Origin of the sequence: Sporichthya polymorpha DSM 43042, from assembly GCF_000384115.1 — a bacterium.
In the GTDB taxonomy this organism is placed as follows: Bacteria; Actinomycetota; Actinomycetes; order Sporichthyales; family Sporichthyaceae; genus Sporichthya; species Sporichthya polymorpha.
On sequence record NZ_KB913029.1, the window covers coordinates 4,103,069 to 4,116,735 of the forward strand.

Sequence of the window (13,667 nt, forward strand, 5' to 3'; positions counted from 1 at the left end):
CCCGCAATGATCCAGGCGCGGAACCTGCGCAAGAAGTACGGCGGCGTGGCCGCCGTCGACGACCTGTCCTTCGACGTCCGTCCCGGCGTGGTCACCGGCTTCCTCGGCCCGAACGGCGCCGGCAAGTCCACGACGATCCGCCTGATGCTGGGCCTCGACCGCGGCGAGGGCGAGACCCTCTTCGACGGCGTGCCCTACCGGAAGCTGCGTCAGCCGCTGCGCGAGGTCGGGTACGTCTCCGACGTCCGCGCGCTGCACCCGGGGCGCAAGGCGCGTACGCACCTGCGCATGCTCGCCGCCTCGCAGGGCATCGGCCGCAAGCGCGTCGACGAGGTGCTCGACTGGGTCGGCCTGACCACGGTCGCGAGGAAGCGTCCCCGGGCGTACTCGCTCGGCATGGTGCAGCGCCTCGGCCTCGCCGCCGCGCTGCTCGGTGACCCCCGCGTCCTGATTCTCGACGAACCGGCCAACGGCCTCGACCCGGCCGGCATCCAGTGGCTGCGCGGCTTCCTCCGCGCCTACGCCGCCGAGGGCCGCACGGTCTTCGTCTCCAGCCACCAACTGGCGGAGATGTCCCAGATGGCCGACCACCTCGTGGTCATCGGCCAGGGCCGCCTCATCGCCGACGAGCCCGCCGACGTCTTCGCCGGCCGCAGCTCGACCGCCGGCCGGGTGCTGGTCCGCACCCCGCACGTCGAGCGGCTGCGCCGTTTGCTCGCCGAGGTCGGCGCCGACGTCGAGCGCGGCGAGAACTCCGAGCTGGCCGTCGGCGGCGTCGACCGCGCGATCATCGGCGAGCTCGCGTTCCGCAACGGCATCGTCCTGCACGAGCTGACGCTGCGGTCGGCTCCGCTGGAGGACGCGTTCCTTGAGCTCACCGCCCCGCGATCGCAGTTCACCGCCCGCGCGGTCGTTCCGGCCCACGCCGCCGGGCCCCGGATCCCGGCCCAGGCCACCTCGAGCGGCCCGGCGGACTGGGACACGCAGACCTTCGACGTCGTCGGCGAGTTCGAGCGGGACGGCGCCGCCGCCGCCGACTCCGCCTCCGACTCCGAGTCCGACACCGAGTCCGACACCGAGTCCGCCATCGAGGCCGACGGCGCCGCCGCCGGTTCCGCCGCCGGGAAGGGCTGAGCAATGCGTACGTTCATCGGCGCTCTGCGCTACGAGTCGATCCGCCTGCGGTCGATCCGCTCGACGTGGGTGCTCGTGCTCGCCGCGATCGCGTCGGCCGCCCTGGTGGCCGAGATCGTCGCCCGCGAGATCCTCCGGGGCGAGGAGTTCCTGTCCGAGCCCGAGACGATCGTCAGCCTGCTGACCGGCTCCTCCGGCGTCGGCCCGCTCTCGTTCCCGGCGCTGTTCGCGGGCCTGATCGGCGTTGCCGCCCTCGGCACCGAGTACCGCCACGGCCTGATGCACTCGACGCTCACCGCGGTCCCGCGGCGCGGGGTGCTGCTGTTCGCGAAGCTGATCGTGGTCGGGCTGTTCGCCGCCCTGACCGCGGTCCTGTCTCTGGGGGCCGCGTTCGCGGTCGGCCGCGCGGAGATCGGATCGGGCTTCGGCACGGGCCTGCTCACCGCGGGGGACACCGAGCGGGCGCTGGCCGGCTTCGTCGCCCTCGTCGTCCTGACCGCGCTCCTCGGCGTGGGCCTCGGCGCCCTCCTGCGTAGCGCGACCGCGGCGGGCATCGTCCTCGTCGCGCTCCCGGCGCTGGTCGAGCCGCTCGCGATCTGGGCCCTCACCGGTCCCAAGTCCGGCCTCGGCGAGGACATCGCCGCGCACCTGCCCTTCACGGCCGGCGCGCAGATGGTGAACCTGCCCGGCGGCGACGGCCCCGGCTTCGACCTCGTCGCCCTCGGCGCGCTGGCCGGCGGCCTGACGTTCCTGGCCTTCGTCGCCGCGACCACCCTCGTCTCGTCCGCGGTCTTCGCCCGCCGGGACGCCTGACCTCGATTCCGCCCGCTGTCACACCCGCTGTAGGAGCACGGCCCCGCTTCACCCGTCGTACCTGCGCTTCACCGGTCCCACCCGTCCGGTGGAGCGCGGATCCGGCGGGTGAAGCGGGGCCGTTGCGCGTGGCAGGATCGCGCTCATGGGATTCCAGATCGCCGGTGTGCCGGAGGCTGACGCGGTTCTCGACCAGTACCCGCTGGCGGTGGTCATCGGGATGCAGCTCGACCAGCAGTACCGGGTCGAGGATGCGTTCAAGGGTGGCTGGAAGCTGCTGACCCGGTTCGGGTCGCTGGACCCGGCCGAGATCGCCGCCGCCGACCCGGAGGCGTTCAAGAACCTGTGCAGCACCCCGCCGGCGATCCACCGGTTCCCCGGGGCCAAGGCGAAGGTCATCCAGGAGCTCGCGGCCCTCGTCGTCGAGAAGTACGACGGCGACGTCACCCGCCTCTGGACCGAGGCGAAGGACGGCGCGGACCTGCTCAAGCGCTTCCAGGAGCTCCCCGGCGTCGGGGCGCAGACGGCGAAGATCCTCGTCGCGCTGGTCGCCAAGCAGATGGACGTGCGGCCGAAGGGCTGGGAGAAAGCTGCGGGCGACTACGCCCTGGACGGCTACCGCTCCGCCGCCGACATCGTCGACGCCGATTCCGCGGTGAAGGTCCGGGAGTTCAAGCAGGCCGCCAAGGCCGCCGCGAAAGCTGGATCGAAATAGCCGGAGCGGCCTCCCGGCGTGTCGCCCGTCCGCGCGCTATACAGGGATGCGGCCCGGGTTCGGCGAGTGTCCGGGGCCGTGCGGCAGGACCCGCTCCGACACGAACACGGATCACGTGTCAAAATGCCGTGCGCCGGAACGTGACCGCGCCAAGCTCGACCGGCGCTCCCTCCGGACGCGCCTCGATCGTCGGAAGGTAGTTCGTGTCGGCCACCCCCATGCCACCTGAGTCCGCTTTGTCCGCCGCAGACGGAACTGCGCGCACCGTTGCCGCCCGTGCGGCGACCGCGCGCACCACCGCTTCGGCGAGCGTGGCGAAGAAGGCGCCTGCGAAGGCTGCCCCGGCGAAGAAGACCGCCGCCAAGGCCCCGGCCGCCAAGAAGGCCGCCGAGAAGGCCCCGGCGAAGAAGGCGGCCGCCCAGGAACCCGCCGAGAAGGTCACTGCCAAGAAGGCGGCGACCAAGAAGGCCGGCAAGGCCACCGAGGCCGAGCTCGCCGGTGCGCCCGGCGAGGAGGTGGCCGAGGGCGAGCTCGCCGGTGACCTCACGGCCGAGCCCCTGGCCGAGGAGCCCGCGGGCGAGGAGCTCGAGGCCGAAGAGTTCGTCATCTCCGACGAGGACGACGCCGACGAGCCCGCCGCGCAGGTCGCGCAGGCCGGCGCCACGGCCGACCCGGTCAAGGACTACCTCAAGCAGATCGGCAAGGTCCCGCTCCTGAACGCGGAGCAGGAGGTCGAGCTCGCCAAGCGCATCGAGGCCGGCCTGTTCGCCGAGGAGAAGATCAACGGCGAGGAGAAGCTCAACGCGAAGCTGCAGCGCGAGCTGCAGATCATCGCCGAGGACGGCCGCCGCGCGAAGAACCACCTGCTCGAGGCGAACCTCCGCCTTGTCGTCTCCCTCGCCAAGCGCTACACCGGCCGCGGCATGCTGTTCCTGGACCTGATCCAGGAGGGCAACCTCGGTCTGATCCGCGCGGTCGAGAAGTTCGACTACACCAAGGGCTACAAGTTCTCGACCTACGCGACGTGGTGGATCCGCCAGGCGATCACCCGCGCGATGGCCGACCAGGCCCGCACCATCCGTATCCCGGTGCACATGGTCGAGGTCATCAACAAGCTCGCCCGCGTCCAGCGTCAGATGCTCCAGGACCTGGGCCGCGAGCCCACCCCGGAGGAGCTGGCCAAGGAACTCGACATGACCCCCGAGAAGGTCATCGAGGTTCAGAAGTACGGCCGCGAGCCGATCTCGCTCCACACCCCGCTCGGTGAGGACGGCGACTCCGAGTTCGGTGACCTGATCGAGGACTCCGAGGCGATCGTCCCCGCGGACGCCGTCTCGTTCACGCTGCTCCAGGAGCAGCTCCACTCGGTCCTCGACACGCTCTCCGAGCGCGAGGCCGGCGTCGTCTCGATGCGCTTCGGCCTGACCGACGGCCAGCCGAAGACCCTCGACGAGATCGGCAAGGTCTACGGCGTGACCCGCGAGCGGATCCGCCAGATCGAGTCGAAGACGATGTCGAAGCTGCGCCACCCGTCGCGCTCGCAGGTCCTGCGCGACTACCTCGATTGATCCGTCTGCGCGCGTAGCGCCGCCGACTCCCGAAAGCGCAGTACAGCACGTCCGGAAGCAAAATCCGGGTGCCGTACTGCGCTTTCGGGGTTAAGGCACGGGCTAGTGCGCCTGGTCGACCATCACCATCCAGCTGACGCCGAAGCGGTCGACGCAGGCGCCGAAGGCGGGGGAGAAGAACGTCTCACCCAGGGGCATCTGGACCTCGCCACCCTCGGCGAGCGCGTCGAAGATGCGCTTGGCCTCGCCGGCGTCCGGGGCGGTGTGGCAGACCGCGACGCCGACCTTCGGACCGTCGTTGCCGGTCGGGTCGTCCGAGGCCATGAGGTAACGGTCGCCGATCGTCAGACCGGCGTGGAGGACGGCGTCCGCGCCGGCGCCGGGCATGCCCTCGCCCTCGGGCGCCTCGCCGTTCGTCATGATCGACAGCTCGCCGCCGAAGATCTCCTGGTAGCGGGACATCGCCTCGCGGCAGTTGCCGGTGAAGAACAGGTACGGGTCGAAGCTCATCAAGACCTCCGGGTCAGTGGGTGACACCGATCCTGACGGCAGGGACCGACAGAACTCATCGGCCGGGTCGAAGGAACTTCTGCGCGGTCAAGAAGGGGGTGACACCCCTTACTGCGCAGTAAGGGGTGTCACCCCTTGTTGTCCACAGCCCTCAGGCGGTCGCGATCGCGCCGGCGAGCCAGATCCCGGCGCAGACGACGCCCGCGGCGAACTCGATCGCGATCGAGAGCAGGGCGCCCCGGAGTGCGGTCTTCGTGGCAGCCCAGGCGGGGTCGTGCGCGCCGAGGCGGGAGCGTTCGGCCAGGTAGACGCCGAGGACGAAGCCGATCAGCGCGCCGACGACGGGGATCACGAAGAACCCGACGACGCCGAGCCCGGCGCCGAGCAGCAGCGTGCGGGTCGGGATCCCGGCGGCCTGCATCTGGCGGCCCGGGATGAGGAACTTGATCACCTGCGACGCGGCCGCGACCGCGCTGACCAGCGCGAGGACGACCCACCGGCCGTCGCCCTCGGACGCGAGGGTCCAGACCAGCACCGCGCCCCAGATCAGGAGCACGCCCGGCAGCGCGGGAACGACGACCCCGACCAGCCCGACCAGGATGACCGCGCCGACCAGCAGGTTCAGCGCGAGGGTGTCCACGCACCGAACCTAGCCGAGCCGATCAGGGGTCCTGGAAGTTCCGGGTCTCGGAAGTGCCGGCGTCCACGCGCGGCTCCCAGTGGGTCGCGCCGTAGCTCAGGCCGCCGACGACGCCCAGCAGCACCATCAGCAGCGCGAAGCGCACCGCGAGGGTGTACGTGAACTCGACCACCGACATGGGCCTTGGACGTCCGAAGTGTCCGTTTGGATCCGAACGATCTTCGGCCGTGTTAGGGCGCGTCAGGCCGCGGCGCTGAGCCGGGTGAACTCCTCGTCGCTGAGGGTGACGTCGACGGCGGCGACGTTCTCCTCGAGGTGGGCGACCGACTTGGTCCCCGGGATCGGGAGCATCACCGGCGAGCGGCGCAGCAGCCACGCCAGCGCGAGCTGAGCGGGCGTCGCGCCGTGGCTCTTCGAGAACTTGTCCAGGATCCCGCCCGGACGCGCGAGGGCGCCGGTGGCGACCGGGTACCAGGGGATGAACGCGATGCCCGCGGCCTCGCAGTGGTCCAGGACGGCCTCGTGGACGCGGTCGGCGAGGTTGAAGCGGTTCTGGACGCTGACGATCTCCGCGACCGCCTGGGCGGCCTGGATCTGCGGGACGTCGACCTCGGAGAGGCCGATGTGCACGATCTTGCCCTCCTTCTGGAGGGCGACCAACTCGCCGACGGAGTCTTCGAGCGGGACGAGCGGGTCGACGCGGTGCAGCTGGTAGAGCGGGATCTGCTCGAGCCCGAGCCGGCGCAGCGACATCTCGACCTCCTGGCGGAGGTACTCCGGCCGCGCGCACGGGTGCCACTCGCGCGGACCGGTGCGCAGCAGACCGCCCTTGGTCGCGATCGTGACGCCGTCGTAGGGGTGCAGCGCCTCGCGGATCAGCTCCTCGCTGACGTACGGGCCGTAGGAGTCGGCCGTGTCGACGAAGTCGACGCCGAGCTCGACAGCCCGGCGCAGGACGGCGATCGCCCCGTCCCGGTCCGCCGGCGGGCCCCAGACCCCCTCGCCGGTGATCTGCATGGCGCCGTAGCCCATGCGAGAAACGGACAGTGACCCCAGCTGCACCGAGCCGGCGCGGCCGGCTGCTCCTCGATCGCTCACGATCAGGAAACTACCCGGCCGGCCCGATGCATTCCGGGGTCGACTCGACGCGTCAGCGCTGATTCAACGGCAGCGCCAGACCGATGATCTCGCCTCGCTTGGCCGCGAATCGGCCGAGGGAGACGACGCTCCCGTCGAGGAGGTCCACCCGGTACAGCGCGGTACGGGAACCGGTGCGCAGGGCGGCGAACGCCACGTTGCGGGTCGCCACGCCCTTGCTGAGGTAGGAGTAGACGTCGAACCCGTTCTCCGCGGCGACGTCGATGCCGAGCCTGCCGGTCGGTGCCAGGGTCCCGGCGTTGGCCGGGGACTGGAGCGCCACCCGGTCGAGCACCGTGTCGATGTCGAACAGCGTGGTGGCGGTGTCGGTCCGGGCCAGTTTGTCGTTGTTGGTGTACGCGGCACCGGTCACGCCCCGGGCGCCCTGGGTGCCGGTGCCGGGAGCCGGCACCGGGTTGGTCAGGTCGGTGTCCGCGGTGGTGGCGCCGGTGGCGACGTCGACACGCAGATTCTGGCCGGTGTCGCTCACGATGCGGAGCCGGTCGACGACCGGGTTGAAGTCGACCCCGAAGGTCGCCCCGGACGGCGTAATGCTCATCGTCGCGACCTTGGTCGCCTTCGCGGTGCCGGTGTGGATCGTGTACAACCCGCCGTTCGTGCCGACGCCGTAGAGCTTGCCGTTCTCCGGCCGGTAGTCGATGCCGATCAACCGGCTACCGGAGTCGAGCCCGGTCACCTTGCCGATCGCGCGGGCGTCGCCGGGGTTCCGGACGTCGAGGCAGAGCAGCGTGCCGCTCGCGGCGATCGCCACCGCCTCCAAGCCCGCGCTCCGGTCCGCGCCGCAGGCTTTCGTGGGGCCGGTGGGTGCGGCGCTCGCGCTCGGCATCGCGGTGAGGGTCAGCGTGCTCACGGCGGCGCCGGCGGCGAGCGCAGCGATCAAGGCCTTCATGGGGGAGTCTCCGTACGTCGGGGGCGGAATCACCCCCTATACGCCGCCGAGCGGACTCCGGATTGGACCGAGGCGGACCCGGTCCTCAGGTGCCGTGCCGAGAGACGACGACGGCGGCCACCCACAGGTGGCCGCCGTCGAAAGTCGTCGGCTGGCAATCGGCTGGGAATTACCGCTCGTCGGCGGAAGCGGTCGCCGGAGTGCCCGCGAGCCGGTCGGTCTCGTCGTGGAACTCGGTGGCGATCTCGCGCAGCTTGAGCTCGTACTGGCGGCCGTGGTGGGCGCAGAAGAGCAGGTCGCTGCCCTCCGACAGCACGACGCGAATGTAAGCCTGGGCGCCGCAGCGGTCACAACGGTCGGCAGCCGTCAGCGAGGTGGTCGTGGCAAGCAGTGTGGTCACGGTCGCCCCTCTCGATCGGTGGTACCCGGGCTAACAATCCTCCGACGTGATTGGTTCCCGTCCTTGGACGTTACCCGCTAGGTCTTTCCGATCACGCATGTTGTGAATCACAGAAGCCACTTGTTGGCGACTGCGGTCCTGCTCGACCTCTTCCGAGATCTCTTTCGAGTCTGCCTGAAGTCGTTCGTGCGGGACGGAACCTTGGATGGGTTCACAGGCGTGTCCGGTTCCTCCCGGACTTGCGACAGTTCCGGTAATCACCCGTTCGGCGGCTTCCCCTCCACCGTACGGACGATGTGGAACACATGCGGCGCGCCGCCAAATTGCCGGTCAGCGCCCGCAGGTAGCCTTCCGCTGTGAGCGAATGCGAGGCCCTGTGACTGCCCAGACGACTGCACTGTCCGGGGCCCCGGACTCCGGCTACACCGCACGCCACCTGCTCGTTCTCGAGGGGCTGGAGGCGGTGCGCAAGCGCCCCGGCATGTACATCGGATCGACGGACTCCCGCGGTCTCGTGCACTGCCTGTGGGAGATCATCGACAACGCCGTCGACGAGGCGCTCGGCGGCTACTGCTCGACGATCGAGGTGTTCCTCCACGCCGACGGTTCGGTCGAGGTGCGGGACGACGGCCGCGGCATCCCGGTCGACAAGGAGCCCAAGACCGGTCTGTCCGGTGTCGAGGTCGTCATGACCAAGTTGCACGCCGGCGGCAAGTTCGGCGGCGGTTCCTACGCCGCGACCGGTGGTCTGCACGGTGTCGGTGCCTCCGTCGTGAACGCGCTCTCCGAGCGGCTCGACGTCGAGGTCGACCGGGACGGCGCGACGCACGCCATCAGCTTCCGCCGCGGCACGGCGGGCACGTTCGACGGCGACGGGCCGAAGGCGAAGTTCAAGGGCGAGGGCGGGCTCACCAAGGTCCGCCGCGTCGCCAAGCGCGTCACGGGCACGCGCGTGCGCTTCTGGCCCGACAAGCAGATCTTCCTGCCCGACGCGAAGATCTCGCGCGATGAGCTGCACAACCGCGCGCGGCAGACCGCGTTCCTCGTTCCCGGTCTGACGATCCGGGTCACCGACGCGCGCAAGGTCGCCGGCGAGGCGAGTGGCCCCGCCGAGGAGACCTTCCACTTCGACGGCGGCATCAGCGCGTTCTGCGACTTCCTCGCCCCCGACCAGGCCGTCATGGACACGCTGCGGCTGTCCGGGTCGGAGACGTTCGTCGAGACCGTGCCGGTGCTCGACGAGGCCGGCCACATGACCGCGACGGAGGTGACCCGCGAGCTCGGCGTCGACATCGCGCTGCGGTGGGGCACCGGGTACGACACGACGGTCCGCTCGTTCGTGAACATCATCGCCACGCCCAAGGGCGGCACGCACGTCCAGGGCTTCGAACGCGCTCTGGTGAAGACCCTCAGCGACGTAGCGAAGGCCACGAAGGCGCTCAAGGCGAACGACGAGCCGCTGGTCAAGGACGACGTTCTCGAAGGCCTCACCGCGGTCGTGACGGTCCGTCTGGCCGAGCCGCAGTTCGAGGGTCAGACCAAGGAGATCCTTGGCACCTCGGCCGCGACGCGCATCGTGAACAACGTCGTCGCGCGCGAGCTCAAGACCTTCCTCACCGCGAGCCGCGGGGCGAACAAGCAGGCCGCGCGCACGGTCATCGACAAGGTCGTCTCCGCGGCGCGCACCCGCGTCGCGGCACGGCAGCACAAGGAGACCCAGCGCCGGAAGAACGCGCTGGAGACCTCGTCGCTGCCGGCGAAGCTGTGCGACTGCCGCAGTGAGGACGTCGACCGCAGCGAGCTGTTCATCGTCGAGGGTGACTCCGCGCTCGGTACCGCGAAGCGCGCGCGCAACGCGCAGTTCCAGGCGCTCCTGCCGATCCGCGGCAAGATCCTCAACGTCCAGAAGGCGACGCTCGGCGACATGCTGAAGAACGCCGAGTGCGCCTCGATCATCCAGGTGATCGGGGCCGGCTCGGGCCGCACGTTCGACATCGACTCCGCGCGCTACGGCAAGGTCATCCTGATGACGGACGCCGACGTCGACGGCGCGCACATCCGGACCCTGCTGCTGACGCTCATTCACCGCTACATGCGGCCGCTGGTCGAGGCGGGGCGCGTGTACGCGGCGATGCCGCCGCTGCACCGCATCGAGGTCGTCAACTCGGGCCGCAAGGCGAACGAGTTCATCTACACCTACACCGACGCCGAGATGCGCCGGACGGTCGCGGAGCTGACGAAGAAGGGCCGCAAGCTCAAGGACCCGATCCAGCGCTACAAGGGTCTCGGTGAGATGGACGCGGACCAGCTCTCCGACACCACGATGAACCCCGCCACGCGCACGCTGCGCCGTATCACCGGCGGGGAGCTCGACGAGGCCGAGCGCGTCTTCGATCTGTTGATGGGCAACGACGTCGCGCCCCGCAAGGAATTCATCGTCAGCTCGGCCGCCTCGCTGGACCGCTCGCGCATCGACGCCTGACCGGCGTTGCGGTTTCGGCAACAAAGGTTGCCGGAACACCGACGGGTGCGCACCATCGTTCCCCGGGCCGATCGCCGTGGGGGAGCCGATGACAACACACACGTTCGACGAGCAGTACTGGGAACGGCACTGGGGCGCGGGCGCCGCCTCCTCGATGGGGACGGCGCCGCCCAACCCGTACCTGGTGATTGAGCTCAGCGACCTGTCGCCCGGCACCGCCCTCGACGCCGGCTGCGGGGCCGGGGCCGAGGCGATCTGGCTCGCCGAGCGCGGCTGGCAGGTCACCGCCGCGGACATCGCCACCGAGGCGCTCGCCCGGGCCGCCGCGCGTGCGTCCGCGGCCGGGGTCGACGGGCGAGTGGACTGGGTTCAGGCCGACCTGAGCACGTGGGAGCCGGCCGGCTCGTTCGACCTCGTGATGACCCACTACGCCCACCCCGCGATCCCGCAACTGGAGTTCTACGACCGCATCGCGGCCTGGGTCGCCCCGGGCGGGACGTTGCTGATCGTGGGCCACCTCGGCGGGCACGGCAACGGCCACGGTCACGGGCACGGTCACGACGGCGAGAAACCGCCCCCGGAGGCGACGGTGACCGCGGCGTCGATCACGGCGCGGCTGGACCCGGCGGCGTGGGAGATCGTCACCGCCGTCGAGACCGAGCGGACGGTTCCCCGGCCCGACGGATCGACCAAGCGCCTCGCTGACGTCGTAATCCGGGCCCGCCGCCGCTGACGGCGGGCTTGGACTGACGAGCTGTCAGATCAAGCGACCGGGCCGACGGGTCCGCCGACCGCGGTGACGGGCTTGGCGAGCTTGACGCCGGAGCCGTCGCGGCGGGGGTCGATCTCGGGGAGCTCGACGGGGGCGCCGTTGCCGCTGGCGCCCTTCGCCGGGGCGGGGCCGGCCCAGCCGAGGGTGAGGACGTCCTCGCCCTTGGTGAACCGGTGGCACCGGACGCCGCCGGTCGCGCGGCCCTTGTGCGGGAACTCCGCGAACGGGGTGACCTTCACCGAGCCGCCGCCGACGTCGAGGGTCCCGGAGCTGCCGGCGATGGTGACGACCGCGCCGTCGCGGGTGGGGTCGACGACGCCGAACCACAGCGCCTTCGCACCCTTGCCGAGGTTGATGCCGGCCATGCCCGCCGCGGACCGGCCCTGGGCGCTGACCTTGGCCGCCGGGAAGCGCAGGAGCTGCGCGTCGGAGGTGATGAAGACCAGGTCGTCGTCCGGCCCGGTCACCGACGCGGCGCCGACGACGCGGTCGCCGTCCTTGAGGGCGATGACCTCCCAGTCGTCCTTGTTCGACGGGATGTCGTGCTTGAGGCGCTTCACCACGCCCTGCGCGGTGCCCATGGCGAGACCGGGGCCGTCGGGGTCGAGGCTGGCGAGCGCGACGACCTTCTCGCCCTTCTCGAGGCGGACGAACTCGCTCAGCGCGCCGCCGCCGGACAGCGCCGGGGGACCGGCCGTCGCCGGGATCGCCGGCATGTCGATCACCGGGACCCGGATCATCCGACCGGCGCTCGTGAGCGCACCGACGTGACCGCGGGCCGTGGCCCGAACCGCCGAGACGATGACGTCGTGCTTGGCGCGTCCGCCCTCGGCCGGGAGCGCCTCGTCGGTCGGGGTGCGGGCGAGCAGGCCGGTCGAGGAGAGCAGCACCCAGCACGGGTCGTCGGTGACCTCGAGCGGCACCGCGGCGGCCGGGGTGCCGGCCGACTCCAGCAGGACCGTCCGGCGCGGGGTGGCGAACTTCTTGCTCATCTCGGCGAGCTCGTCCGACACCGTCTTGCGCAGCAGTTCGTCGGACTCGAGCAGGGCGTCGAGGCCGGCGATGGTCTCGCGGAGGTTCTCGGCCTCGCGCTCGAGCTCGAGCTTGTCGAGGCGGGTCAAACGGCGCAGGGGGGTGTCGAGGATGTACGTCGCCTGGATCTCCGTGAGTTCGAAGATCTCCATCAACCGCGTCTTGGCGGTCGCGGCGTCGTCACTGGTCCGGATGACCTGGATGACCTCGTCGATGTTGAGCAGCGCGATCAGCAGACCGTCGACGAGGTGGAGTCGGTCGGCGGCCTTGCCGCGGCGGTAGCGGCTGCGCCGGCGGACGACCTCGAAGCGGTGGTCCAGGTAGACCTGCAGCAGCTCCTTGAGGCCGAGCGTCAGCGGCTGCCCGTCGACGAGCGCGACGTTGTTGATGCCGAAGGAGTCCTCCATCGGCGTCAGCTTGTAGAGCTGCTCGAGCACGGCCTCGGGGTGGAACCCGGACTTGATCTCGATGACGAGCCGGAGCGGGTTGTCCTTGTCGGTGTGGTCGGCGACGTCGGCGATGCCGGCGAGCTTCTTGGCGCGAACGAGTTCGGAGATCTTCGCGACCACGCGCTCGGGGTCGACGCCGAACGGCAGCTCGTCGACGACGACGGCCTTCTTACGCGGCGTCAGGTTCTCGACGTGCGTCGTGGCGCGCGTGCGGAAGGTGCCGCGGCCGGTCTCGTAGGCCTCGCGGATGCCGTCGAGGCCGATGATCTTGCCGCCGGTCGGCAGGTCCGGGCCGGGGACGAACCGCATGAGGTCGTCGAGGTCGGCGTTCGGGTGCTTGATCAGGTGCCGGGCCGCGGCGATGACCTCGCCGAGGTTGTGCGGCGCCATGTTCGTCGCCATGCCGACCGCGATGCCGGCGGCGCCGTTCACCAGCAGGTTCGGGAAGGCCGACGGCAGGACGATCGGCTCGACCTCGGACCCGTCGTAGCTCGGGATCAGGTCGACGGTGTCCTCGCCGATCGCCTCGACCATGGCCATGGCCGCGGCGTCGAGCCGGCACTCGGTGTAGCGCATCGCGGCGGGGGCGTCGGCGTAGGAGCCGAAGTTGCCGTGGCCGTCGATCAGCGGCAGGCGCATCGCGAGCGGCTGCGCCATCCGCACCAGGGCGTCGTAGATCGCCCCGTCGCCGTGCGGGTGGAGCTTGCCCATGACCTCGCCGACGACCCGGGCGCTCTTGACGTGCCCGTTCTCCGGCCGGAGCCCCATCTCCGCCATCTGGTACAGGATCCGGCGGTGGACCGGCTTGAGCCCGTCCCGCGCGTCCGGCAGGGCCCGGGAGTAGATGACGGAGTACGCGTACTCCAGGAACGAGCCCCGCATCTCCTCCGAGACGTCGGTCTCGATGATGCGCTCGTCGGGGGCTGCGGGCGGGGGAGGGGTCTTGGCCATGGGCCCATTTTCCCTTCCCCCGTCGACGATCCCCGCCCCGGCACGCCCACCGCCCCCGCCCGCGTGACGTTCCGCTCATGCATGACCGGGTGGTCGAAATTCGGACACCGCGCGCCCGATTTTCGACACCCTGCTCATGCATGAGCAACAGGCG

The 13,667-nt window shown here is 70.8% G+C and carries 12 protein-coding genes and 1 pseudogene; 6 read left to right on the forward strand and 7 right to left on the reverse strand.

Annotated features, from left to right (window positions below; genetic code table 11):
* Positions 1-6 precede the first annotated feature (6 nt).
* The 4 genes and pseudogenes from SPOPO_RS30705 to SPOPO_RS0120015 all read left to right on the forward strand — a co-directional run.
* The gene (locus SPOPO_RS30705) at positions 7-1,134 is read left to right on the forward strand and encodes an ABC transporter ATP-binding protein (RefSeq protein ID WP_019876811.1); all 1,128 of its coding nucleotides are present in this window, start codon (positions 7-9) and stop codon (positions 1,132-1,134) included.
* A gap of 3 nt (positions 1,135-1,137) precedes the next feature.
* Positions 1,138-1,947 (forward strand): ABC transporter permease, encoded by an 810-nt coding sequence (locus SPOPO_RS0120000; RefSeq protein WP_019876812.1) that lies wholly within the window; start codon positions 1,138-1,140, stop codon positions 1,945-1,947.
* 145 nt (positions 1,948-2,092) lie between these two features.
* Positions 2,093-2,662, forward strand: a complete 570-nt coding sequence (locus SPOPO_RS0120005) for an HhH-GPD-type base excision DNA repair protein (protein WP_019876813.1) — start codon at positions 2,093-2,095, stop codon at positions 2,660-2,662.
* Between the two features lie 203 nt (positions 2,663-2,865).
* Positions 2,866-4,230, forward strand: a pseudogene (locus SPOPO_RS0120015) (RNA polymerase sigma factor); the annotation flags it as partial.
* Between the two features lie 102 nt (positions 4,231-4,332).
* Here the strand turns inward: SPOPO_RS0120015 and SPOPO_RS0120020 are convergent.
* The 6 genes from SPOPO_RS0120020 to SPOPO_RS0120045 all read right to left on the reverse strand — a co-directional run bounded on the left by SPOPO_RS0120020 (position 4,333) and on the right by SPOPO_RS0120045 (position 7,827).
* On the reverse strand, positions 4,333-4,740 hold the full coding sequence (locus SPOPO_RS0120020; protein WP_019876816.1) for a VOC family protein: 408 nt from the start codon (positions 4,738-4,740) through the stop codon (positions 4,333-4,335).
* A gap of 151 nt (positions 4,741-4,891) precedes the next feature.
* Positions 4,892-5,380, reverse strand: a complete 489-nt coding sequence (locus tag SPOPO_RS0120025) for a DUF456 domain-containing protein (RefSeq protein WP_019876817.1) — start codon at positions 5,378-5,380, stop codon at positions 4,892-4,894.
* A gap of 22 nt (positions 5,381-5,402) precedes the next feature.
* Complete coding sequence (locus SPOPO_RS34475) at positions 5,403-5,558, reverse strand: hypothetical protein (RefSeq protein ID WP_019876818.1); 156 nt, start codon at positions 5,556-5,558, stop codon at positions 5,403-5,405.
* A gap of 62 nt (positions 5,559-5,620) precedes the next feature.
* Positions 5,621-6,412: an aldo/keto reductase gene (locus SPOPO_RS30710; RefSeq protein WP_019876819.1), complete on the reverse strand. Its 792-nt coding sequence runs from the start codon at positions 6,410-6,412 to the stop codon at positions 5,621-5,623.
* Between the two features lie 118 nt (positions 6,413-6,530).
* Positions 6,531-7,427 carry a DUF4394 domain-containing protein gene (locus SPOPO_RS0120040; RefSeq protein WP_019876820.1) on the reverse strand — a complete coding sequence of 299 codons (897 nt, stop codon included), beginning with the start codon at positions 7,425-7,427 and terminating at the stop codon, positions 6,531-6,533.
* Positions 7,428-7,596: 169 nt separating this feature from the next.
* Positions 7,597-7,827: a DUF7455 domain-containing protein gene (locus tag SPOPO_RS0120045; RefSeq protein ID WP_019876821.1), complete on the reverse strand. Its 231-nt coding sequence runs from the start codon at positions 7,825-7,827 to the stop codon at positions 7,597-7,599.
* A 364-nt stretch (positions 7,828-8,191) separates the two neighbouring features.
* Between SPOPO_RS0120045 and SPOPO_RS0120050 the strand changes: the two genes are divergently transcribed.
* Both SPOPO_RS0120050 and SPOPO_RS0120055 read left to right on the forward strand, forming a co-directional pair.
* Complete coding sequence (locus tag SPOPO_RS0120050) at positions 8,192-10,309, forward strand: DNA gyrase/topoisomerase IV subunit B (RefSeq protein WP_028984941.1); 2,118 nt, start codon at positions 8,192-8,194, stop codon at positions 10,307-10,309.
* An 88-nt stretch (positions 10,310-10,397) separates the two neighbouring features.
* Positions 10,398-11,042 carry an SAM-dependent methyltransferase gene (locus SPOPO_RS0120055; RefSeq protein ID WP_019876823.1) on the forward strand — a complete coding sequence of 215 codons (645 nt, stop codon included), beginning with the start codon at positions 10,398-10,400 and terminating at the stop codon, positions 11,040-11,042.
* A gap of 29 nt (positions 11,043-11,071) precedes the next feature.
* Here the strand turns inward: SPOPO_RS0120055 and SPOPO_RS0120060 are convergent, their stop codons facing one another.
* Positions 11,072-13,513 carry a DNA gyrase/topoisomerase IV subunit A gene (locus SPOPO_RS0120060; protein WP_019876824.1) on the reverse strand — a complete coding sequence of 814 codons (2,442 nt, stop codon included), beginning with the start codon at positions 13,511-13,513 and terminating at the stop codon, positions 11,072-11,074.
* Between the last annotated feature and the right edge of the window lie 154 nt (positions 13,514-13,667).